Origin of the sequence: Paenibacillus sp. MER TA 81-3 (genome assembly GCF_023713585.1) — a bacterium.
GTDB lineage: Bacteria > Bacillota > Bacilli > Paenibacillales > Paenibacillaceae > Paenibacillus_B > Paenibacillus_B profundus.
The window spans coordinates 39,781-61,811 of the sequence record NZ_JAMAWB010000033.1 but is presented as its reverse complement, the minus strand read 5'-3'; the positions used below and the strand labels follow the sequence as shown (position 1 = coordinate 61,811).

22 protein-coding genes and 2 pseudogenes are annotated in these 22,031 nt (G+C 44.1%); 18 read left to right on the top strand and 6 right to left on the bottom strand.

Annotated elements, in window-relative coordinates:
• Window positions 1-203 precede the first annotated feature (203 nt).
• The 5 genes from M3650_RS29505 to M3650_RS29485 all read right to left on the bottom strand — a co-directional run bounded on the left by M3650_RS29505 (window position 204) and on the right by M3650_RS29485 (window position 5,105).
• Window positions 204-455, bottom strand: coding sequence for a hypothetical protein (locus M3650_RS29505; RefSeq protein WP_251579812.1), 252 nt, complete (start codon window positions 453-455; stop codon window positions 204-206).
• Window positions 456-777: 322 nt separating this feature from the next.
• Window positions 778-1,797, bottom strand: a complete 1,020-nt coding sequence (locus M3650_RS29500; protein WP_251579810.1) for a hypothetical protein — start codon at window positions 1,795-1,797, stop codon at window positions 778-780.
• A 1,151-nt stretch (window positions 1,798-2,948) separates the two neighbouring features.
• Complete coding sequence (locus tag M3650_RS29495) at window positions 2,949-3,650, bottom strand: transglutaminase-like domain-containing protein (RefSeq protein ID WP_251579808.1); 702 nt, start codon at window positions 3,648-3,650, stop codon at window positions 2,949-2,951.
• A gap of 40 nt (window positions 3,651-3,690) precedes the next feature.
• On the bottom strand, window positions 3,691-4,470 hold the full coding sequence (locus M3650_RS29490) for a helix-turn-helix domain-containing protein (RefSeq protein WP_251579806.1): 780 nt from the start codon (window positions 4,468-4,470) through the stop codon (window positions 3,691-3,693).
• Between the two features lie 206 nt (window positions 4,471-4,676).
• Window positions 4,677-5,105 (bottom strand): VOC family protein, encoded by a 429-nt coding sequence (locus M3650_RS29485; protein WP_206097006.1) that lies wholly within the window; start codon window positions 5,103-5,105, stop codon window positions 4,677-4,679.
• A gap of 247 nt (window positions 5,106-5,352) precedes the next feature.
• Between M3650_RS29485 and M3650_RS29480 the strand changes: the two genes are divergently transcribed.
• The 10 genes from M3650_RS29480 (at window position 5,353) to M3650_RS29435 (ending at window position 13,893) form a co-directional block, all read left to right on the top strand.
• Entirely contained in the window at window positions 5,353-5,523 is a 171-nt protein-coding gene (locus tag M3650_RS29480) for a hypothetical protein (RefSeq protein WP_251579804.1), read from the top strand.
• A 321-nt stretch (window positions 5,524-5,844) separates the two neighbouring features.
• Window positions 5,845-6,138, top strand: coding sequence for a hypothetical protein (locus M3650_RS29475; RefSeq protein ID WP_251579803.1), 294 nt, complete (start codon window positions 5,845-5,847; stop codon window positions 6,136-6,138).
• Window positions 6,139-6,156: 18 nt separating this feature from the next.
• Window positions 6,157-6,912, top strand: coding sequence for an alpha/beta hydrolase (locus M3650_RS29470; protein ID WP_251579801.1), 756 nt, complete (start codon window positions 6,157-6,159; stop codon window positions 6,910-6,912).
• Between the two features lie 420 nt (window positions 6,913-7,332).
• Window positions 7,333-8,001: an ABC transporter substrate-binding protein gene (locus tag M3650_RS29465; protein ID WP_251579800.1), complete on the top strand. Its 669-nt coding sequence runs from the start codon at window positions 7,333-7,335 to the stop codon at window positions 7,999-8,001.
• 60 nt (window positions 8,002-8,061) lie between these two features.
• Window positions 8,062-8,592 (top strand): DUF6138 family protein, encoded by a 531-nt coding sequence (locus tag M3650_RS29460; protein WP_251579799.1) that lies wholly within the window; start codon window positions 8,062-8,064, stop codon window positions 8,590-8,592.
• Complete coding sequence (locus tag M3650_RS29455; RefSeq protein ID WP_251579798.1) at window positions 8,568-9,575, top strand: hypothetical protein; 1,008 nt, start codon at window positions 8,568-8,570, stop codon at window positions 9,573-9,575. Before M3650_RS29460 ends, M3650_RS29455 begins: the two co-directional genes overlap by 25 nt.
• Window positions 9,576-9,868: 293 nt before the next feature.
• On the top strand, window positions 9,869-10,873 hold the full coding sequence (locus M3650_RS29450) for a helix-turn-helix domain-containing protein (RefSeq protein WP_251579797.1): 1,005 nt from the start codon (window positions 9,869-9,871) through the stop codon (window positions 10,871-10,873).
• Between the two features lie 222 nt (window positions 10,874-11,095).
• On the top strand, window positions 11,096-11,725 hold the full coding sequence (locus tag M3650_RS29445) for an MptD family putative ECF transporter S component (RefSeq protein ID WP_251579796.1): 630 nt from the start codon (window positions 11,096-11,098) through the stop codon (window positions 11,723-11,725).
• 18 nt (window positions 11,726-11,743) lie between these two features.
• Complete coding sequence (locus tag M3650_RS29440; protein ID WP_251579795.1) at window positions 11,744-12,433, top strand: energy-coupling factor transporter transmembrane component T family protein; 690 nt, start codon at window positions 11,744-11,746, stop codon at window positions 12,431-12,433.
• A gap of 17 nt (window positions 12,434-12,450) precedes the next feature.
• Window positions 12,451-13,893 (top strand): ABC transporter ATP-binding protein, encoded by a 1,443-nt coding sequence (locus tag M3650_RS29435; RefSeq protein ID WP_251579794.1) that lies wholly within the window; start codon window positions 12,451-12,453, stop codon window positions 13,891-13,893.
• A 213-nt stretch (window positions 13,894-14,106) separates the two neighbouring features.
• Here the strand turns inward: M3650_RS29435 and M3650_RS29430 are convergent, their stop codons facing one another.
• The gene (locus M3650_RS29430) at window positions 14,107-14,778 is read right to left on the bottom strand and encodes a DUF4097 family beta strand repeat-containing protein (protein ID WP_251579793.1); all 672 of its coding nucleotides are present in this window, start codon (window positions 14,776-14,778) and stop codon (window positions 14,107-14,109) included.
• A gap of 371 nt (window positions 14,779-15,149) precedes the next feature.
• Between M3650_RS29430 and M3650_RS29425 the strand changes: the two genes are divergently transcribed.
• The 8 genes and pseudogenes from M3650_RS29425 (at window position 15,150) to cyoA (ending at window position 22,002) form a co-directional block, all read left to right on the top strand.
• The gene (locus M3650_RS29425) at window positions 15,150-15,293 is read left to right on the top strand and encodes a hypothetical protein (protein ID WP_019424603.1); all 144 of its coding nucleotides are present in this window, start codon (window positions 15,150-15,152) and stop codon (window positions 15,291-15,293) included.
• 448 nt (window positions 15,294-15,741) lie between these two features.
• Window positions 15,742-15,861, top strand: a pseudogene (locus tag M3650_RS29420) (MerR family transcriptional regulator); the annotation flags it as partial.
• A gap of 8 nt (window positions 15,862-15,869) precedes the next feature.
• Complete coding sequence (locus M3650_RS29415) at window positions 15,870-16,526, top strand: GAP family protein (RefSeq protein ID WP_251579791.1); 657 nt, start codon at window positions 15,870-15,872, stop codon at window positions 16,524-16,526.
• A gap of 478 nt (window positions 16,527-17,004) precedes the next feature.
• Window positions 17,005-17,964, top strand: coding sequence for a carbon-nitrogen hydrolase family protein (locus tag M3650_RS29410; RefSeq protein WP_251579789.1), 960 nt, complete (start codon window positions 17,005-17,007; stop codon window positions 17,962-17,964).
• A 360-nt stretch (window positions 17,965-18,324) separates the two neighbouring features.
• Window positions 18,325-18,885, top strand: a pseudogene (locus tag M3650_RS29405) (hypothetical protein); the annotation flags it as partial.
• Complete coding sequence (locus tag M3650_RS29400; protein ID WP_251579787.1) at window positions 18,854-19,936, top strand: bifunctional 3-deoxy-7-phosphoheptulonate synthase/chorismate mutase; 1,083 nt, start codon at window positions 18,854-18,856, stop codon at window positions 19,934-19,936. The pseudogene M3650_RS29405 and the gene M3650_RS29400, both read left to right, overlap by 32 nt.
• A gap of 28 nt (window positions 19,937-19,964) precedes the next feature.
• Window positions 19,965-20,885: a COX15/CtaA family protein gene (locus M3650_RS29395; RefSeq protein ID WP_251579786.1), complete on the top strand. Its 921-nt coding sequence runs from the start codon at window positions 19,965-19,967 to the stop codon at window positions 20,883-20,885.
• Between the two features lie 208 nt (window positions 20,886-21,093).
• The gene (gene cyoA, locus M3650_RS29390; protein WP_251579784.1) at window positions 21,094-22,002 is read left to right on the top strand and encodes a ubiquinol oxidase subunit II; all 909 of its coding nucleotides are present in this window, start codon (window positions 21,094-21,096) and stop codon (window positions 22,000-22,002) included.
• The last annotated feature ends 29 nt before the right edge of the window (window positions 22,003-22,031 follow it).

The following is a 22,031-nucleotide window of genomic DNA, read 5'->3' as shown; positions in this document are numbered from 1 at the left end:
TGCTCGCCTCCAGTGGGACAGTAAGCAAAAAAATACGATTTTCATTCGTGAAATCTGAATGAAAATCGTATTTTTTGATGTGTTCACATTCGGTTACGTACAAAAGCCGTGTTTTTCAGTGGCCTCGTCCATTTGCTATGGTTTTCTGCAATGAACTGTTCCGCATGTATGAGCTTTGTGTCGCGCTTAGTTGAGAAGGTCGTTTATTTGTTCGCCTTTTTAACTTCCACATCAAGCCCCATTTTCGTAAAGCGATCCTCCATATCCTTAGAAAGCTTAATCACTTCATGTAATTCATGTTCTTGCTCAGGTTCAGGGATTTTCGCTTTACAGCCTAAACACGCCATTTTCGTAGGGCATACATAATCCGTAACGCAAGTATCACCTAACACCTTATTAAACACACCGACTTTGCTATCTGTTGCGAATGCGTGACGGAGCAAGTGACTTTTCACCGTCACAGGGGTTTCTTCTTGCGTTGCAAATTGTAGCGCGTGTAGTAAAAATCGAATGCATGATGAGATAGCGAATTTATTTAATGCTTTATTCTGATACTGGAAGTAATACGGTTTTGGTCTGCTTTATTCTTATGAAGCGTGTTGAGTCCGTTCATCCTTAACATATTCAACAAAGATGTGGTTATTATCATCTGAATACGGGCCTTTACGATCCTTAGCAACTTGAACAACCGTTTCAGTGAATTGATCCTGGTAGTGAGAGATAAAGGATGGCTTGTCCCATAAACGGAAATACAGACGCTCTCCAATGCGTTCAGGTTCATCGTAGTGAAAATTCTAATGGGAGGCAATTAGGACGCTTCTGTGCCCCTTCTATGGCTTTGTAGAAGGCATCCCGCAGACGTTTCATTTGACTCCAACGAAAACGTGCAGTTGCCCTGATTTCAGGCAAATATGGCACAATGGCATCAGTCTCATCCTTGCGGTTATTTTGAGCTTGTTCTTTAGCTAACTTGCCAAAAGAAAAATCTCTTGAATCAAAAGATGGCATTGGGAATAAAAACTGCTCAAAATAAGATTGTTGTTCTTGATTCAAATTCCGCATCTCTTGGATCGAATAAAATTGGAATAAATCTCTCATTCTTGAGTGAATACTCTGCAAATGTAATTCGATAGATCTTGGATCTAAATTTCGATCTGTATTAACCAGCATGTAAAGTAAAAGATGATTACACCACGGCATATCCATAATCTGATTTATAAAATACTTGATATTCCGTTCATTTACTTTATCCAGTAAAAATACGCCCCTGACATCTTGGAGATCCAGAATGTTATCATCTACTTTTCCTTGCAATGTTGAATAATACTCTGATTCAGGCCGTTTTTCTTTGCGCTTGGCATTGAACTCTCGTTCTCTTTGTTCCATGCTTTCAAGCATTTGGTCGTGAGCTTTCCGATCAGGCAATTCATCAAATCCCCAATGATTCGGATCAAGCTGTTTTCGTTCCGTGTTAATGTAATGATTCAGACGCTTTACAGTGTCTTTACCGAACCTCAAGAATTTCACTTTGCATGACATTTCGTTCATGAGGTAATCTTCAATCGCAACACGAATTGCTTCTCGCGGATCACTCCATTGAACACGACTTCCTTGATAATTGCTGTGCTTATCTAACCATGTAAAAAAGGGAAGAAGTGCTTGCAAGTAGGAGAGTGCAGAGCTTTGACTGATCCTTCCTTTACAGTCATGATAGAACCAACAACTCATAACGGCTTTCGACACCTTCTGGACAATAAATGTAATAATAATTTGTTGAATGTACGATACGACAACCATAAGACACCTCGTTGCTGTTAAGAATATAACTGCATAGGGGAATATACGTTCGATTTGATATTATAAAAAAAGTTCTTGCCCGATTGCTATTTCATTTCATTAGTTTGACTTGAAGTTGACCAACCTTTTCGCTTTTGCTCAAGTGTTGAGCTAATTCTTTTACAGTGAACACATCCACAACATCCCCCCCAATGAGTCATATCGTACCATGTCAAAATATGGTTGTAAATAACGGTTATTGTCGTAGTTTAATTCACTCACTTCTTTATAAAAAAAGAGGATGAGCACCACGTATAAGGAGATATTCCTTTTGCATGACTCATCCTTTCTTAAAATGTCTAACATTGTATTCAATTGCTTATTTTTATTGATTTTGTTGGACTTACTTTACCTTTGATGTTACAGAGTAGTTGGTGCCTTTTTTGTTGCCCATCACTTTGATTTGGCCGCAATTGAAATTTATACATCTTGAATCCATTTATTCAACTGGTCGGCTACGGTAGGGTGGTTAAGATAGGCGAAAAAATTAGTTATGAAGTGATTCCTCACTTGTATTGCCGTGACTAATATTCAGAGATCCTCGCAATCCGCTTTCAGGATTTATTGGTTTATCATCATAATTCTTGGATGTATTGTACTATTGACTATCATTGGAGCTATCGTCATAGAACTTGCCGATAAAACGGTTCCAGCTATTCTTGGGAATGTGGGATCTCTGACGATAGGTGCTCTGGCAGATCTGCTAGCTCCGTCCCCAGTCAATAAGAGTTGAGTTCCAGGGGTAAATCCTGCTTAAAAACAAAACAATTAGTGCCTGAATTAGATACTATGAACTTGATTCATTATCAGTCGGCTCATCGGTTGTATCACTATTTCTTCTTGTCGCAGCCCCGACCGTTCCCCGAGATCCTTATCTTCAATCGCCGCAATATTTTGTGCGCCATCCCATTCACAGTTGGGCGGGCAATCCCAATGCGAGTTCTCCGAGCGCGATGATGAATGATGAACAGGAATATACGAAATATTCGGTTATCCAAGCAGGATGCAGCCCGGCGATGTTGTTCATCGTTTTAGTTCCTTTTTTTGATGCAAAGTGATAAGAAAAAAGGGTTCTCTTATGGGAACCCTTATCTGTACGTCTGGATGAAGCTTTAGCCTTTGCCGTCTCGGATTGACCCCACCCTTTTATTCACTCTTTTGCGCAAAAAGTTAAATAGACTCTTAATTATGAATCCGTTCGTATTGTTGTATTTAGCAAAAAATTCATCCGGATTGTCATAATAACCGAGATCCTCCGTAATCGAAAAACTTTGAACATATGTGCTTTGTCCTTGCCAGCAGAGATTGATCCGTTCTTTGCTTTTTACCGATATGCCGAATCCGATATAAGCCCCGTTTACGCTGCACAGTCTATCCTTTACTCGATCCAGATAAGAATCGTCAATGATTACGCCTTCTAGCGCCTGCCACTCGTTATTGAAATACACCTCAGTCCATGCATGAACAATTTTCTGGGGAGCAAATAAATAGATGGTTCCGGTAAGAGCCCCTCTTTGCATTTGTTTATCAATGTAAAACCCGTGAATTCGGCAAGGTATGCCCACTCCCCGCAATAATGCCATTAACAGAATGCTTTTCGTGTTGCACTGCCCGTAACCGTCTTGAAGAACCTCCGAGGCGGGGATATCATCGCCCCGATTATAGCCGAACTTGATGCCGTTGCGCACATAATCATACACGCGGCGGATTTTTTCATATTCATTGAGCTTGTGCCATTGCTGCTGCGTAATCAATTGTTGAATCGAAGGATGGTTAAAATCGACTAATTTTGTCGCTTGCAAATATCGGTTCATGCCACTCACCCTTTTTAGATTAAGTATAAGGGCAACCGGGTTACTTGACTTGCAAATATCTGCTATTCTGTACAATTGCTCGCGGAGACATCCCCAACTTATCCCGTACGCTGCGGGTAAAATGCGAAGAGCTATTGAAGCCGGCCTCCAGCGCTGCCGCCGTAATCGTGAAGCCGCCAAATATATAATGGAATGCCAGTTCCAATTTATGATGGAGAATATAGCTGACTAAAGAAATCCCCATTTCCTCCTTAAACAAATGTGACAGCCTGCTCTCCGATAAATAAATCAGTTGACTGAGGGTTTTGACCGACAGTTTATGTATGGGGTACTTTTCGATACAGGTTATTACATCTTGAATGCGATCATCTAGAGTATGCTCGATTGCAGAATCATGAAGTTTTAATATTTGTTTGAATGTGGTGATGAACTCGCTGTATCCCGTGGAGCCAGTTAGCGAGAACAGAGTTCGAGAAGCCAATTGCTGTAATGAATCGGCTTGATGAGTTGCCAATACATAATAACGGCTGTCCTGCAGATATGTTCGCTTCAGTAATTCACCAAAGACAGATTCAGGATTGACTAATATGTAACATTGCCATTCCTGGCGGCCGTGTAACTTATGGTGTGTATTGGAATCGAGAATGATCCCTTCCACCCGAAGGGGCTCTTCTTCAATTGTGATGTGAAAGTCGTTCTCTAGACCTATCGTAATCTGGATATAATTATGGATGTGATAGCCAGTGTCTACTTTGTTTGTAATAAACGAGATATGATCCCTGCTTGAAAACAGAATAAGATCGTGGGGTGATTGAATCATCGAAGCGAGTGACCTCCTTACATTGCTGTCTGGCAGTAGGGTGCATTGACCCGAATTATACAAACAGCAGGGAGGGAAAGCAAGTTTCTAATGTCCATAATAAAGGAGGATAGTGTAAGGGAAGAAAAAAAGGATACAGAACCTTGGCTTGTCTGCGCAAAAAAAAGGTCCATATCCTTTGTATTTACAGAATGATTGGCAATCCATTACATTCCCGTTTCTCCACTGTCATAGTTAAATTGCCATTCAATCCCGAACTTGTCCGTTACGCTGCCGTAGCATTTGCTCCAGAACGTTTCTTGGAGGTCCATGCCGACCTTGCCGCCTTCTTTCAATTGATGAAAATACGATTGAATTTCTTCCAGGTTCTTGCTGACAATCGCAAGGCTTATGTTGTTACCCGCAATAAAAGGCATGCCGGGAAAAACATCGGAAAACATTACATTGCTGCCTTGAATGTTAAGCCGTGTGTGCATGACTAAATTTTTCGCTTCCTCCGGAAGTGTGAAATTAGGGTCTGGCGGTGTCTCGCCAAAGGTCATGATTTGCGGTTGTTCCGTTCCAAAAACTTGGGCGTAATACTCTACAGCTTCGCGGCAGTTCCCATTGAAATTAAGATAAACATCAACAGACATTCGTTTCGCTCCTTCATTTAAATTTTAATCAGTCTTTTTTCATATTGTATCATGTAACAATACATGAGCAAATATACATAGCTAATCCCAAAATAACAGATAACCAGTCCTCGCTTGGATTCTAGGTAGGGAAACGGACAGGTGGCAGCTTGACTGTTGATAATGAGAACCGTTATCAATATAATGGATAGATGATACAATCGGTGAACGGGTCGCCAATGATTGCCATGGAGTTGAACGGACACATATGGGATTAAGTGAACAGCTTGTACTATGGAATCAGGCATCCATTAAAATGCTGGATATTCGACATATAACAATGAAGTATCAGGCCAATCGATTTCATATTTTGCATGGCGGCAAGGGCGAAGGAATGGAGGACTTGTCGGATCCCTCTGGAATAGCATTCCGGCTGTGAAGGAAGGGCGGCTAATCGAGAGTAGCTTTGGCCTATCCTATTATAATGACATATATTCGTTAGATAAGCAGCTTGACTTTATTGTGGACAGCTTGCGTGAAGATCAACTCATCCAAATGAAGCTGTCAACCCGCTGTAACAGTGGAATTGGCGGCTTCTTTGTTTGCAGGGCGTACGGGTTGAAAGGTACGGAAGTGCAGGGGAGAATCTTTATCAATTATAATTAGTACAGGTGTGCTAGCATTCGCTTGCTAACAATCATCTAATCGTTTACCCATGAGGAGAGGCTGTAACGATGATTCTGAATGATCTTATTATCCTATGGAATCGCGCATCCGTGAAGGGGATATTGTATCGTTGGAAGGCGTGACAATGCTTGAGCCAGATTATATTTATATAGTTGATCATGTGGAAGACTTCGATGCCCATGTGACGGAGCTGAATAAGAGTAAGGTATGGAAGTCTTTGAAGGCGGTAAAAAAGATACCATGTCTTTCCGCTGGATGTATCTTTCAGCACGCAAGGACCGCTAGTTATTGGGCATACCACGAATCAGTTGATCCGCATTCTGACTTATGGAGTCAGAATGCTGGCCAAGAACATGTACATGATTGAAAATGAGGAGGATTCGGCGTGCAGTCATTGATAGTGCAGGATACATTCCAGGAGCGTCAGTTGTTCATTTATTTACCTGAGGGATATGACGAGAGTGAGCAGCGCTACCCAGTTGTTTATTTGCAAGATAGCGGAAATTTAATTGATCCGAAGGATAGCAGCGCCCTGCAAGCGGTTAGGGAATTAACAGCCAAGCAGGAGCTGCCGGGCATCATATTTGTCGGAGTCGCGTCGTTTAATCGCAATGACGAATATACGCCGTTTGTTTCGCCTAATGCATTTGAGCCAGATCGTATGTTTGGCGGTCGTGCCTCTACTTATGCTGCTTATCTCGCTAATGAGCTGAAGCCTTATATAGACAGCAAATATCGTACGCTGACGGATCACAAACATACGGGCATTATGGGATTTTCGCTGGGCGGGCTCATCTCTTTCTACACGGGGATGCTGTATCCTGATGTATTTGGCAGAATCGGCAGCTTCTCCGGGTCTTTCTGGTTCCCGGGCATTGTGGAATGGTTGCAGCAGTTTCCGATTCAAGATACGGGACAACGCTTGTATATGAACGTCGGACACGCCGAAGGAAGCGGAAGGACTAATGGTCAGCAGTGGATGGTGCCGAACACCAAGACTGTCTACGACTATATGCTGCAGCACGGCTTTACTACGGAGCACACGGCGCGTCAGGATATTTACGAGAGTGATTATCATTCATTTGAACGAGGGGTGCGTTATGTGCCGGAAGCGTTGCAATGGTTGTTCAACGGTGAGTGAATGTTCTGAAAGGTTGAAGGATTAAGAGTGACCGAGATAATTATCTCTAATCAACTTTAGCCAATGCAAGCGGACGCTGCTGTTTCATTGGAAATATCATAACAAGAAGATGCCGCCCTAAGGCATCTTTTTTGTTCATTCGATCCATGGAAAGAAAGGGGCGAGAAGGCCTTATTACTGCTAAACGGGGGCCCTCCTATCTAGAAAGCCAAGCCAACGGTATTTTCATTTCCCAGATGACCTCCTGCTGAGTGTTCTTGATGAAAAGAAGCGGGGTAAGGGTTGTAGTAGTCGGCTCAGCTGTAGCTGAACTATGATTGAATTTGGGCAAAAGGAAAAAGTCGTTGGCATAGGATATCCGGATCAATCCTTCTCCAAATATGCAGATCAAATTGCACAATTGCCTCTTATTACAGAATCGTGGCCGACCAAAGAATCTGTGCTTGCTTGCAGCCCGATCTTATTTACTCTATTTCCTCTGCATTTAAAGAAGATTTACTGGGGGACATTTCTTTTTGGAATGACCGTGGAATTCCGGTAGTCTCTGCTGTTAACTTTACAGTCGGGCGTAGTATGGAGGAATATTTTAAGGAAATCAAAAATTTTGGATCGACTTTTAATGTGGAAGACAAGACTGATGCTTATTTGAAAGAGCAGGAAGCTAGATTCGATCAGGTGAAGAAGATCGCTGGACCGGTTGAAGAAATTCCGAAAGTACTGTTTATCGGTGGTGCACGTGATACCTATTATTACTATCCGCCTTCATGGTGCATGATTGATGAAATGATCGAAGGTGCCGGAGGGGAGTATATGAAATTGTCGAAGGATGGATATATGGAGTTGTCAATCGAGGCAATCATTGCCGCTAATCCAGAGAAAATTATTATTACGGAATTTCAGGAACCCGATAGCGAAGCGACGAGAACCAAACTCATTTCAAACGAAAGACTTCAAAATGTCAGTGCCATAAAAACCGGGAATGTGATGGTAGCTGAATATACAAGTGCAATAAATGGCGGTCTTCAACTTGCCGATCTGTATGAGGATGTGGCGGCATTTATTCATCCTGAATTATATGCTAAGATTTAAAAAATTAGCGAGAAACAGCAGGATAAACAATGATGGGAGTCGGCAAATAACGTGGAGACCATGACGGATACAATTTTAGATGAAATGAAAGCGTCCATTAACGAATGGTTTGATTATATCGGTGACAAGGATGTTGAAGGAATTGCGAAGCGTACCTCGCTTCAAGTCGGGATTCACGATTATGCCCAACTGGAGTATGCCAAGGGTAAAATCAGTGTTACGGATTCTGAACTTGATTTTATGTCGCCAAAAGTGAAGAACAGACAGGGAGAGTCTGCCGAGCTTCTGTCCGAGGAACAAGTCAGGGAGCAGATTAAGTCTATATTTTGTGGGGTGGAGTGGATAAGCTTCGAGCTGTCGCCGCCACAGCAAAAGGAGAGAAGCAGCAATTGCTATCAAGGCTTTTATCGGCTGCAACTGGCTAACCCGGCTGCTAAAAATTGGATCTACATAGTGAAATTAGCAAGAAGAGGGGGTGCGCCCTCTAATGCAGAACAATTAGGTATGCTTTATGAACGCACTAAAAAATTTAATGACAAATTCCAGCCAGTAAAGGAAGAGGAATCATGGATGCCAATTATAAAGATATGATCCGGCAAATGATAGCGCCCTACTTTGTAACGTTGTCGCATTTATTCGAACCGGATGCGGATTATTCTGGAGTGGATTATCTGGAGCAGTATGATGAAGAATGGGGTACAAGCGATGCCAACTATACGAACAGATTCCGTGTGCTGCTTGCAATTTCTTGGAGTGAGCAGCGCAGCGAACCGGAATTTGAGCTGCTTATTCGCCATTTGCTTATTCAGGAGATCATAGACCGGGAGACGAACTCTTTTCAAGGTGCCGGCGACGCGCTGCATCTAGCTTTGTTTCTGCTGAAAACATATGGGCGTGAAGAAGACGAGGCGTTATTTATACAGGCTAAGGAAGCGAATTTTGATACCTTTTATAGCGTTGATTTGGAGTATATCGATGATAATCGATTGTTTAAGCTGGACGAATTGACTTTAGATGACTGTATCAGGCTGGCGAATGAACTGGCCGAGAAGGAATATGAACATCGGTTCATCGAGTTATGGATCGCGGAGCAAACCGAATGGAGCAAGGAAAATTTGACCCAGTTAAGATATTGGGAACAATATCGCGGCAATCTCCAAGGCGAAATTGCGGTGCTGAGAAAGCTCGAAGCTCTGTATGAAGACGGAGACGTCAGAGAATATTGTATGAGCACTTCTGATCTGTGCCGTAACGAAATTGAAGCAGGTGAGCAGTTGGCCGCTTGGAACACGCTTCAAAAGATCATTCCCCGGACGATAAAGGACAAGTCATGGTATTGCGATGGGCTAGGCAGAGAAATTATGGAGATTTGTGCCGATTTGATAATCTTCTATGGCAGAGACCATCCTGTTTCTACAAAGATATGGGCGTTCGCTGAAAATGGTATTTCCAAATCGGTAGAAAATATGGGATTGATTCTCTATGATAAAACGATAAAGGCATCAAAATTAATGGGGAATGACCATCTGGCTCAGCGGCTAACCAAACATCGAAAAAAGCTCGAGCAGAGATAGCTTCATTCAAACTGTTGGATGAGCGAATCAAACGGCTGAAGAAGATTCTGGAGGAAGCGGGGGTAGGCGGCAAGCGGCTGAAATAAAGGACGGTTTGGAGTTTGAGGACGCTAGTGAGTGTAATAAATAGAAGTGTTGATGCAAGCCGGAGCGCGGATTGAATATGCGATCCGGCTTTTTTTTTGTTAGATCATTCCTGAAAAGCAAGGCAACTAATAGACAATGATAATCATTATCATATAAAATAAGAGCAGCATAGCGTTCATAAAGGTAAAGGAAGTGGCGTGCGACATATGTCTGAGGCTAAATTGCAACACACAGATGAGATCGAACCATTCGTAATTGAGAGATCCTCGATTCGTGAAGGTTTTAGACGTGAAGGAGAATCCGGAAAATGCGAATATGCGATTTCCGAAGAGCTCGGTAAAGGATACGCCAGAGTGCTCTCTTCTAACGACAGAATTCAAATAACGGACTTTGAGATGATGTTTCATCAGAAGATAGATGTTGAATCGGTTTCAAGCACTGCCTCTGTGGATCTGTTTTTTTGTTTGGGAGAGGGGGCTCATTGGAATTGGAATGTACAAGGAATGAAAAACCGATTTGATTTTGAAACGAACGAGTGCTTTTTGATCAACAACGCAAAAGGCAAGGAAAAATCTATCGTAGAGCCTGAAAAAATATACCGATTTATGGGTGTGAAAGTTCATCCTGTTGCATTTCATACGATCCTGCAAAACATTTATAAAGAACATAATCATGCCGTTAAAGAAAACAGGTATGAGATTTTTGGGAAATATCCAATGACACCGGCGGTCAAGGTGATACTTCAGCAGATCCGGAATTGCCCGTACGAAAAATCACTGAGAAGCGTCTATATGGAAGGTAAAATACTTGAACTGATCGCTACATATGTGGGAGAGGTCGTTTGGCAAAATGGGATAACTTACCGTTCCGTGAATCTTTCCAAACAAGATATGAGCAGCATTCGCAAAACCAAGGAAATCTTGGATCAAAATATTGCTGCTTCGCTAACCTTGAACGATCTTTCCAAGATGGTTAGCTTGAATGAATGCAAGCTGAAAAAAGGATTTAAGGAGATGTATGGAAAATCGGTGCATGCGTACGTGATTGATCAACGATTGGAAACAGCACGCCTTCTTTTTGAAGAAAAAGGAGTTTCGGTCAGTGATGCCGCGTTTTTGGTCGGCTATGGAAATTTGAGCTTTTTTACATTATCTTTTCGTAAGAAATTCGGGATTAACCCGGGAGAATATTTACGTCATGTCGCAAAGTAAACATTTTGAATAAACAGATTTAACGCTGCTGTCAGCAAGTGCTGGCAGTTTTTTTATGCAAAAATAATCCGTTTTCTATTTATTTTGTTCCGTAAAGTGTTAACGGATTCTGAAAGGTATCCCGCATACTATCCTATAGAGAATCATTCTCAATAAACCGAGAGTGAATCAATACAGCAAAAAAATATGATCTATTGCAAAATCGAGAGGAGACTAACAGGTATGCAAGAGTTAAGTGTTCAAAACATAGGTACACAACAAAATCGGTGGGGGATTAAAGATGTTGTCACCTGCGTGATTTTTAACATTGTAATTATGATCATTATGACGACTGTATCGATGGGCGCTTCTATGCTGTTTACACCAGCGGTTGCCTATCTCGCAGGACCAGGCATAATGGCTTTGTTATGCGGCCCCCTCTATATAGTTATGGCAGGGAAAATTTCCAGACGCGGTGTGTTATTTGCTTGCGCGACAATCTCCGTGTTGTTTTTTTTGGCGATGGGACTGATCAATATGCTTTTTTTGCTCGGTTTTGGCATCATCGGTGAGCTTGCCATGATCGGCAAGGACAGTTACCGCAATTGGAAGCGCAATGCAGTTGGATACAGCATCTTTTTTGCAGGCTTTGCGCTATGCGCCGTACTTCCCCTAATCTTCTTCAAGCAGAAAATGATCGAAATCTATTCTGCCAGCTATACGCAGGAGGCTATGAATACGATGTTCTATTACTACGAAACTCCCAGCATGGTAGCTGTGATGGTATTCGTCACCTTGGCAGGGTCGGTACTTGGTTGTTTAATAGGGGATAAATTCCTGAACAGGCACATCAAGAAAGCAAAGCTGATCTAGCGGCAGGAGGGTAATAGATTGAACTTTCGCATCAAGAAGGTAAGGCTGGATCCGCGCACGCATTTGCTTATTCTGCTTCTTATGAGCATTCTGGCACTTATTGCGGCTTCTCATGCTCAATCCATTGCTATCATGCTATTGGGTATGCTTTATTTAGTGGTTCTCGGCTTGTTTAAAAAAGCATTTCAATATGGGCTTCTGTTCGTTTGCTTCAAAGCGGCTGTCATGGCGTTAGGCGGTACTGCGTTTGGAACCTTCGTTATTATTTTTTATACCTTTAGCACAATGATTCCATTGATGATGATTGCTTCCGCACTTATGGCCTCTTCACCAAGCGTTATGATGTGTGCATTTGAACGCATGCGTTTGCCGAAGAACCTGATTATTACCATCTGTATCCTGATTCGCTTCTTTCCAGTCATTATGCAGGAAATGGTTTCGATTCGGAATGGCATGCGTGCACGGGGAATTTTTCAGCATTGGTACAGTGTGCTGCGACAACCAGCGTTAGCCTATGAATGCTTTTTGATGCCGCTTGTTGTGCGCTGTCTAAAGCTGTCTTCCGAGTTGGCCGCGTCGGCTGTACTTCGGGGCATCGAATGTACCGTCACTCGGAGCAGTGCGCATCCGGTTGGATTCAGAACGGTGGATGGTCTCGCGATATTGATGTTTTTTATTCTAGCGACAGGAATATACGTAGTTATGTAGCATTTTAGGAGGACATGATGATTGAGCTTATAGCAGCTGGCTTTACATACGAAAGCGACGTTGAGGGTCGCAGTGAGACGGAGGGTGTAACCGACCTTCATCTATCGATTGAAGAAGGCGAATGTGTCGTGCTTTGCGGACGATCCGGCTGTGGGAAGAGCACGATTCTGCGCATGATTAATGGTCTTGCACCCCAATTCTATCCAGGTAGACTGACAGGCACTGTGCATGTGTCAGGCAAGCCCATAGCTTCTGTTCTCCCGGAAGAGAAGACAAGGCTCACGGGTTCCGTATTTCAGGATCCGCGAAGCCAATTCTTTATGTCTCTTGTGGGCGATGAGTTGGCTTTCTCGGGAGAAAATTTGGGAATAGAGTCTACCGAAATCCGAAATCTCGTTCAAGCTGCAGCAACTCGCATGAAGATTCCGCATTTGCTGGATCGTCCCTTGGATAGCCTCTCAAGCGGTCAAAAGCAAAAGGCAGCCATTGCCGCGGCAACGATATTGTCTCCGAAGCTATTGATACTGGACGAACCGAGCGCCAACCTGGATGAGAAAGCAACTTCCGATCTGGTGCAGATCCTCTTACCGCTTAAGCAGTCTGGTACGACGCTGATCATTAGCGAGCACAGGCTGCACGCATTTTTAGATGTGGTTGACCGTTACGTGTTAATCGAAAAAGGAACAATCGAAAGAATTTGGACAAAGGATGAATTTGCGGCACTTCGCTATGAGGACGTGAAGCCGTATGGACTGCGCCATCCAGATATGACTCAGGTAAACATCCATGAGGATACGAACAACGATGCATCTCGTTATGTTTGGGAAGGGAAATCGTTGTCTTATGCTTATCGAAAAACGTGCAAGCCCATGAAAGGGCTGGATATTACCCTGAGGACGGGCAGCGTTACCGCACTGACCGGAGAGAATGGCGTTGGAAAAACGACGCTGGGCAAAGTGCTTTGCGGTCTTATGCGACAGCAACGCGGAGAAGTCTATTACGGAGGGAAGAAACGCTCAGCAGCAGCAAGACGCAGCTTGAGTTATTTGGTGATGCAGGATGCGGACTACCAGCTCTATGCCGATAGCGTGGGGAATGAAATTGTACTGGGCAGGCGTCTGAATGATGAGCTCCGCTTGAGGGCCTATGAAGCGATGGACACCTTTGATCTAAGAGCGCTTCGGGACAGGCATCCCGCGTCCTTGTCCGGGGGAGAGAAGCAGCGGGTCACCATGGCTGCGGCTTACTGCTCGGACGCGGAACTGATCGTGCTGGACGAACCGACCAGCGGGCTCGACGGTGATGGTGTGCTTAAAGTTGCCGCATGGGCAAAAAAGCTTGCGCGGGCAGGAAAAACCGTTGTCATCATTACGCACGACAGGATTCTGATGGAGCTTGCCTGCGACCATATGGTGGAAATGAGAAACGAACAGGAAAGAGTGAGAACGATTGGACCATAAAATGAAATGGTCATACCCCCTTCAAGTAGACAGTGAAAAAAGAAATATACACTAAGCGGCGATCGCTACTCGATATTCAATCAGAGAGCGGTCGCCGAGTCTTTTCTGAAATCGTTGGATTTGGGCGCCTTGTCGACGTCGTTGCGAACAAGTTCGCGAAGCCAATGATACCTGCTGGCTGATGTATGTAGCTAGCGGTTGAGGACAACAGTCTTATTGGACTGATATATTTCCCGAACTGGTTTTGAGATGCACCTCATATGACCCACTGCCCGATTGACCTTCCGTTTTTCTATTGTTCTGTCGATGGTCCTCCAGAGGTATGGTGATCGATCGCCTCCCGCTGCCCGATTGCAAGATCCAACTGACATCCGGATTGACTTCATTTAACGATACCTTTACATTGCCGCTTGTGACTGAAACGCGAATGTCGCTGTGGAATTTCGCGAAGTCGAGAGAGATGTTGCCGCTCTTGCCGGTAATTTGCAGGCTGTGGGTTTCTAACTCTCTTGCCGTAACACTACCGGAAGAACCGTCAACGACCACTTGCCCCATATAATCAGACGGAATGCGCACTTGGAGCTGGGGCATCTGTCCAATTTTTAATAGGCGACTGACATCGTTTTTTAATCGAATTTTAATTTTCCGCTTACTCTTATCCATGACAATCCCTGGCCCATTGTCGTACAAGAGCAGGGACGCTTCCAGCGAGTCAATATCCGCTGATTCCACATTCAATTTAACACTACCATGATCGACCTGAAGGATATCTATATCCTTCAGGGAAACGCTCTGAAAATCTTCGGTTCCGTCATCGTTGGCGTGCCCGCACGCGCTTAAAAAAAACATGACGAGGACAAGAAGCATAATGAATCGTTTTTTCACTTTTACCACTCCTTACGTTTGCTAAATAGCATTATATAAGATGACGTAACGTCGCTTTCAAGTGTTTAATCATCATGATTGTTATGCATTGTCATAATAGACCGAATCAATGGTTTGCATATTTGGTCTAATCATTAGGATAAGTCATACTTAGGTGACTAAGTCGTTCAGACATCACTCTCAAAAGATGTTTTTCGGTAAAACTTGAGGTGACTATTATTTCTTAAAAAACGCTTGAAAGTGACGTAGCGTCATCTTGTATGATGAAAAATATACGATCAAACCATCGTCATAGTGACGTGTTTTTTGCTGCCGACTATGGTTATGGTGATCAGATCATTTTATTTAACTGCACACAAGGGGGAGTTAAAATGAAACAAGGAGATATAATTATTTACGCATGTGTAATCATAGGTGCTGGTATAGGATTAATACTTAACCATGTATTCCCAGGTGTCCTAATCGGCTTGGGAATAGGGTATTTGATTAAAAGTTTATTTAAAAAAGAGGATTAGTATCGCCTCATCAGGCATAGATGGCTTTCAATTCGCCCAAACAAATAAGCTGATCGCATTGTTCTGTCTTCATCCGGCCGCCAGGATGAGAAGGGAGGAGTGACGGATTCTCTATGAGGCAGTGAAAAAGTTAAATTGAATCTAAAACATAAATGAAACAAGTCGAGAAACCGTGATCTAACTAGAAGATGATGGTTCTTCGACTTTCTCACTAGCCCTATTAGGGGATGATTGCTAGCTAATCCCTATCTCAAGTCGCATTCGGGAAACTGAATGATTTATACCTCTATTAAACCCTTAAGATCTATAAGTTCACGAAAAAAGCTTGAAAGTGACGCTGCGTAATCTTTTACAATAAGATTTATAAAATAGAAAGCAGGTGTTTGAGTCGATTTCCATTAAAGAAATTTCTATAAACCCGACGTTAAAGCAGACGTTTCGCAATCAAATGTTTGAAGAGCGTCTGGAAAAATTCAGTGATGAAGACACCTTTATTGAGAAGCTGTGGGAGATCAGAAAATCGCCGGTTCAATCCGAGCGAATGGGTCTATACCCAATTGAACAGGAGGAGGGACCTTGACCACAGAGATGCTTCTCTCCGTTGGGGCGTTGTCCCTGTTAGACACGCTTAGTCCAGCCACGCTGGGAGTGACCGTGTATATCCTTCTCACAGTGAAGGAGCGGCTTGTTCCACGTTTACTCGTTTACTTGATGACGGTGGCAGGATTTTACTTCGTTGTTGGTGCTTCGCTTATGCTGGGTTTAGATGCCGTTTTTGAATCCGTATCCGGCATCTTTCAGAATCAGGTGGTAAGCTGGATCATGGCCATTGTCGGGGGAGCCCTGTTTATAGGCAGCTTTTATGTCCCTACTAAGAAGGTGTCTGAACCTCGTCGTCCCAAATCCAAAAGCATCGGCGCGATGATTGGACTCGGATTCACTACCTCATTAATTGAGGTAGCGACGGCGCTTCCTTACTTTGCGGCGATTGGGCTTATGACCACTGCCCAGTTGACAACGGTTCAATGGGTTCCCATACTGGCCGCGTATAATTTCATCATGGTTCTTCCACCATTAGTGTTGATTGGACTGCATCTCGTATTCGGCCGTTTGATGCAGAATCCATTGGAGAAGCTCCGGGTGAAAATCGCCAAAAGCACTGGATCCGCACTTTCTTGGATTATGTGTATTGCCGGACTAATTCTGCTGCTTAACAGTATAGATAATTTGTAACATTTTCAATAACGTTGCATAAAAGTTCACTCCGACTTGGTTCTATATTATAAATGATAAAATGAAGACGTTATTTCCATAAAAAAATCTCCATAATTAGGGGAGCAGGTAACCCTGTCCAATCCCTAATTATAGGAGACTCGCATGGACAAGGATACACATATAGGTTGCTCTCTTAAATGTAAAATTAATTTACGAATGGACCACTGAATCTAGTGAATATCGGTACGTCAAGAAATTAAACACCTTGGCGTATCTCTTCATTTTCCCCGCCTGAAAAAGCTCGTAAACTTGCGTAAACTAGTCGCAATCCAGATTAGCGCTGTAACCACCCAATTAGATACGCATTAGAACCAACCGCTTCGACCTGTGAAGCGGTTGGTACAAAAAAAATCAGAATGGATGGTTTATTTTAATCTGGTTTCTTTTATCATAGTACTCAAATCGGAATTCAGTGAGGAGTGCGAGGGAGGGTGGAATGAAAAATCGTTATATTAAGGTAGCCGCCGTTCAGTCCGCGCCCATCTTGTTCGATAAGCAAACCGCCATGGACAAGATTGATAACATGACGAGAGAGGCGGCTGGACAAGAGGCCAATTTGATTGTTTTTCCAGAGGCGTTTGTGCCGGGTTACCCGCGAGGCCTAAGCTTCGGTACACGCGTTGGAAGCCGTAATGCCGACGGAAGGAGAGACTGGGAACGCTATTGGGCAAGCGCCATCGACATCCCGGGGCCCGAAACCGAGACTTTTGGTGAATTGGCGAAGGAGTTAGGGGTTTATCTGGTCATCGGTGTTGTGGAGCGGGACCAGCAATTTAGCACCGGAACGTTATATAATTCCATGGTGTACATCGGGCCGGATGGTAATCTTTTGGGCAAACACCGCAAGCTTGTTCCGACTGGTTCCGAACGTCTCTTATGGGGACAAGGGGACGGCAGTACGCTTACGGTCATCGATACCCCTTTTGGAAGAATCGGCGGTTTGATATGTTGGGAAAATTACATGCCGCTTGCACGTATGGCCATGTATGCGCAGGGCATTGACATTTACCTTGCTCCTACGGCAGATTCCCGTGATACGTGGCAAGCGACTATTCGGCATATCGCCTGTGAAGGCCGCAGCTTTGCCATTTCGTGCAATCAGTTTGCGACCAAAGCTTCTTATCCTGCTGATTTGGCTTGCTATGAGGACATCAAGGAAGACGCCGATATTCTGAGCAGAGGGGGAAGCGCCATTGTAGGACCGCTTGGCGAATATGTTGTTGAGCCGCTCTATAACCAGGAAGGAATTCTAGTTGCAACACTGGATCTTTCCCAGGTCACACAAAGCCGTTATGATTTTGATGTTGCAGGTCATTACAGCCGCCCGGATGTATTTCAATTGATCGTTAACGATAAAAAGCAAGAAGTCGTACGAACTGCAGGCATGCAAAACTGACAGAGAGGCAGTGACGTAAAGCCGCGGATCCTTCGCTTTGGTGATGCCGAAGGGTTACCCCCTAGCCAGACACGACCTTGGGGTCGTGTTTTTTGGTTTCCCTTTATGTTGCCGACCTTTTTCCCTGACTCTTTGGATTGTTAAAAGAATATTAAATTGGAGGGTTACTTTTTAACCTAATCTGTTAATGTAATTAAACGTATTCGGTACGATGGAGTGCTACAGGAAATAAAATGAACAAAGGGAGCAAATGAACATGGATTCTGCTCATTCCAATAAAGTAACGATTATTTCATATATGATTGCCATTACATTTATTGTCGGCATGATTACGGCTGCGGTGATGTTAAAAAATAACGATTGACGCTTGGGGTTCTCGCATTTGGATTGAATAAAGGGCTTGAAAAGAAAGTGAAGATACATTACAAGTACATGCTCGTATTTTTAGTGCTGACTTTCGTCTGGATTGGTTTATGTTGGGGTGCCGGCTACCTGCATCTCGCAGTTATCCCGCCTATTCTCGTTGTTGCGTATGAGTCACTTCAAAAGCCAATGTACAGCGGAAAGATGGCTTTTAAGCAAGGGCTTGTGTTGACGATATCTGCGGCTGTCGGAACGCTATTGTATTTTACTATTGATTCATGGATATTGGTAACGCTGTTGGATATGCTCTTGATGCTTGTTCTATCACTGCTTGTTGGTATCCGTATCCCGGCGATATACGCCTTTCCACTGCTCCCGTTTATTTTCCCTGATGATATTGTAATGAAGCTGCCGCTAGGTACATTGGTCACATGTTTGTTTATGTTTGCTTCCGTGTTGATGTATAAAAAGGTTGAGCTGAAGCGGACGGAAAAGCAAACTTATCATAAAAGAGGAGAGAACAGCTATGACACAAAGGAATTTAAATCAATTACGTAAGGACTTGGATACGATTAATGTTCAACTTCTGGAGCTGCTGTCGGAACGGGCACGCATTTCTCAGGAAATTGGACATGTGAAAAATAAGCAAGGCGTTCCAAAGTTCGATCCGGTTCAGGAAAAGAACATGCTTGACGTGTTAATCGCTAACAATACAGGACCTTTTGATGATAAAACCATCCGACATTTGTTCAAACAGATTTTTCAGGCTTCATTGAATCTTCAACAAGAGGAGCACAAAAAGCATTTGCTGGTAAGCCGTAAAAATCAGAAGGAAAATACGACCATTACTTTGGGCAATATTACGGTCGGAGGCGGAACGCCCATCATAATTGCAGGTCCCTGCTCGGTTGAAAGCTATGGGCAGGTTCGTCAGGCAGCCGCTGCTCTAAAAGAAGCAGGCATTACAGTGATGCGAGGGGGGGCATTCAAGCCAAGGACATCCCCTTACGATTTCCAAGGTTTGGGGGTAGAAGGCCTGAAGATACTGAAAGAAGTCGGAAGCGAGTTTGGATTGAAAACGATAAGTGAAATTGTGGATCCTTCCCATATCGAATTGGCCTGCAATTATATCGACATTATCCAAATCGGCGCAAGAAATATGCAAAACTTTGAGTTGCTTAAAGCGGCAGGAGATGTGCGTACACCAGTCCTATTAAAACGTGGTTTGGCAAGCACGATTGACGAATTCCTCCATGCTGCAGAATATATTGTTTCGCGAGGCAACACACAAGTTATGCTGATTGAGCGAGGCATTCGAACTTATGAGAAAGCGACCCGCAACACGCTCGATATTTCTGCCGTGCCGATTCTGAAACAGGAAAGCCATCTCCCGGTGTTTGTCGACGTCACTCATTCAACCGGTCGCAAGGATATTATGGCCCCTTGCGCCAAGGCGGCCCTGGCCGCGGGGGCAGACGGCGTAATGGTTGAAGTGCATCCGGATCCTTCAACAGCATTATCCGACGCCGCACAGCAGATGAATTTTGAAGAATTCAATCGTTTCTACACGGAAGTCAGACAGTCAGGATTGCTCCATGGGTTAGGATAAAACAGAAAAAGAGAAGAGGTCATTTCTTTTGTTATCATTCCGTTACCGCTTGTTGGCATGGACTTCATTCATCGGTATGTTTCTTGTTATGCTTGCAGGAGCCTTGGTTACCAAGACCGGTTCCGGGCGCGGTTGCGGAGATGACTGGCCCTTGTGCAACGGGGAGTTTGTTCCGGCCTACACACTTGAGTCCCTGATCGAGTATTCGCACCGTATGGTTACTGGGATCGTGGGGATAGTTGTTCTAGTGACGTTTCTATATACATGGCGCTACCTTAGGCATCATCAAGAAGCCTTGTGGTATGCCGGCGGAACGCTGCTGTTTACGATCGTTCAGGCATTGATGGGAGCTGCAGCTGTGAAATGGCCGCAGCAACCGGCCGTGATGGCGCTTCACTTCGGAATATCACTGCTTGCGGTTGCCAGCACTTTGCTGCTGGTCGTATGGAATTGTCGGATGAAAAATGAGGCGGAACATGCTTCTTCCAGTCAAATCCCGAAAGTTATTTATCCCATCGCATGGGGGATATGGTTCTACTGTTATGGTGTTATTTATTTAGGGGCTTACATCCGTCATACGGGTACGGATGGCGGTTGTATGGGCTGGCCGCTATGCAATGGTCAGCTTATCCCTTACATGTCTGGGGCTTCGGGGATTGTCTTCGCGCATCGGGCTGCCGCTGCCGTCCTGCTTATTCTTATTGCTGCATTTTATCTGATTGTTCGTCGCTGCAAATCCAAGGATCAGTCATTCGAGTTGAGGACGGGTACCGTCTATGCTCTCGTTTTAGTTATCGGACAGATTGGCAGCGGTGGATTGCTCACTGCAACGATTAACAACGAAAATATATATCTATTTGCAAGTCTTCTCCATAATGTTCTGGCAACGGTGCTGTTCTGCGTGCTGACGGATACAGCCATCCGCTCATGGAAGCATCGAATGCAATAATGTTGAGCTCTTCATTACATATGAAGAGCTCTTTTTTATGGAAGGGGGAAGGCGAATTCACTTTTGGAGGATTTGCTGTGAATTTATTTGTTTCATTTTGTTGAACATGGTCGGTTTTTTGACTTTGTTAGTGGATGGTGACACCATTATCGTTCCCTTATAAAGTGAGGTGTGATGAAAGTCACACCATTCGATGGGAGATGAAAAGATGAAGAGACCCAATGCACTCCGCTGGTTCGCATCCTTATCCATGCTGGTGCTGCTGCTCTTGATGACTACCGGGTGCACAGAAAGCATGATCGTGCTTGATCCCAAAGGGCCGATTGCCGAACAACAGCGGGATTTAATGATTATTTCAACGATCTTGACTTCCCTTGTTATCGTGCCTGTCCTGATTCTTACCGTGATCATTGTGTGGCGGTACCGGGATAGGACAGGCAGAAAAGCGAAATACGCACCGGATTGGGAGCATAGCACCAAGTTGGAAGTCATCTGGTGGGGGATTCCAATCATTATTATAACCGTGTTAGGCCTGATTACCATAAAGGGAACGTATGCCCTGGAGCCGTCCAAACCTCTCGAGTCGGATAAAAAACCGTTGACCATCCAAGTGACTTCGCTGGACTGGAAGTGGTTATTCCAATATCCCGAGCAAGGAATCGCAACGGTGAATGCTGTCAATTTCCCGGAGGGTGTGCCGATCCGATTTGAGATTACAGCCGATTCTCCGATGAATTCCTTCTGGATTCCGCAGCTCGGCGGTCAGATGTACGCAATGTCCGGGATGGCGATGACTCTTTATTTGCAAGCAGATGAGCGTGGAGAATATTGGGGATCAGGAGCGAATTTCACCGGAAAAGAGTTTGCAAAGATGTATTTTGATGTGAAATCCACTTCACAGGAGGAGTTTGACCAATGGGTGAGCGAGGTCAAAGCATCGTCACCGGCATTAACGTTGGAAGGCTACCAACAGCTGGCTGAGCCTGCCGCATCGGACGTTAAGACGTACTCCGCGTTTCCGGAAGGGTTGTTCTATATGACGGTTACCAAGTATGCTTCCTCGCACAATCATGGTTTGTCCTGGGAGGACATTCAAAAAATCAAGATCCAAGAGTAGCTGGTTTCGAATCGAAATGTAAGGAGAGA

Coding starts and splice junctions, on each gene's coding strand:
- M3650_RS29500 (WP_251579810.1), bottom strand. CDS start 1,797: ATGGTTGTCGTATCGTACATTCAACAAATTATTATTACATTTATTGTC.
- M3650_RS29495 (WP_251579808.1), bottom strand. CDS start 3,650: ATGAACCGATATTTGCAAGCGACAAAATTAGTCGATTTTAACCATCCT.
- M3650_RS29490 (WP_251579806.1), bottom strand. CDS start 4,470: ATGATTCAATCACCCCACGATCTTATTCTGTTTTCAAGCAGGGATCAT.
- M3650_RS29485 (WP_206097006.1), bottom strand. CDS start 5,105: ATGTCTGTTGATGTTTATCTTAATTTCAATGGGAACTGCCGCGAAGCT.
- M3650_RS29480 (WP_251579804.1), top strand. CDS start 5,353: ATGGGATTAAGTGAACAGCTTGTACTATGGAATCAGGCATCCATTAAA.
- M3650_RS29475 (WP_251579803.1), top strand. CDS start 5,845: ATGGAATCGCGCATCCGTGAAGGGGATATTGTATCGTTGGAAGGCGTG.
- M3650_RS29460 (WP_251579799.1), top strand. CDS start 8,062: ATGACGGATACAATTTTAGATGAAATGAAAGCGTCCATTAACGAATGG.
- M3650_RS29455 (WP_251579798.1), top strand. CDS start 8,568: ATGGATGCCAATTATAAAGATATGATCCGGCAAATGATAGCGCCCTAC.
- M3650_RS29450 (WP_251579797.1), top strand. CDS start 9,869: ATGTCTGAGGCTAAATTGCAACACACAGATGAGATCGAACCATTCGTA.
- M3650_RS29445 (WP_251579796.1), top strand. CDS start 11,096: ATGCAAGAGTTAAGTGTTCAAAACATAGGTACACAACAAAATCGGTGG.
- M3650_RS29435 (WP_251579794.1), top strand. CDS start 12,451: ATGATTGAGCTTATAGCAGCTGGCTTTACATACGAAAGCGACGTTGAG.
- M3650_RS29425 (WP_019424603.1), top strand. CDS start 15,150: ATGAAACAAGGAGATATAATTATTTACGCATGTGTAATCATAGGTGCT.
- M3650_RS29410 (WP_251579789.1), top strand. CDS start 17,005: ATGAAAAATCGTTATATTAAGGTAGCCGCCGTTCAGTCCGCGCCCATC.
- M3650_RS29400 (WP_251579787.1), top strand. CDS start 18,854: ATGACACAAAGGAATTTAAATCAATTACGTAAGGACTTGGATACGATT.
- cyoA (WP_251579784.1), top strand. CDS start 21,094: ATGAAGAGACCCAATGCACTCCGCTGGTTCGCATCCTTATCCATGCTG.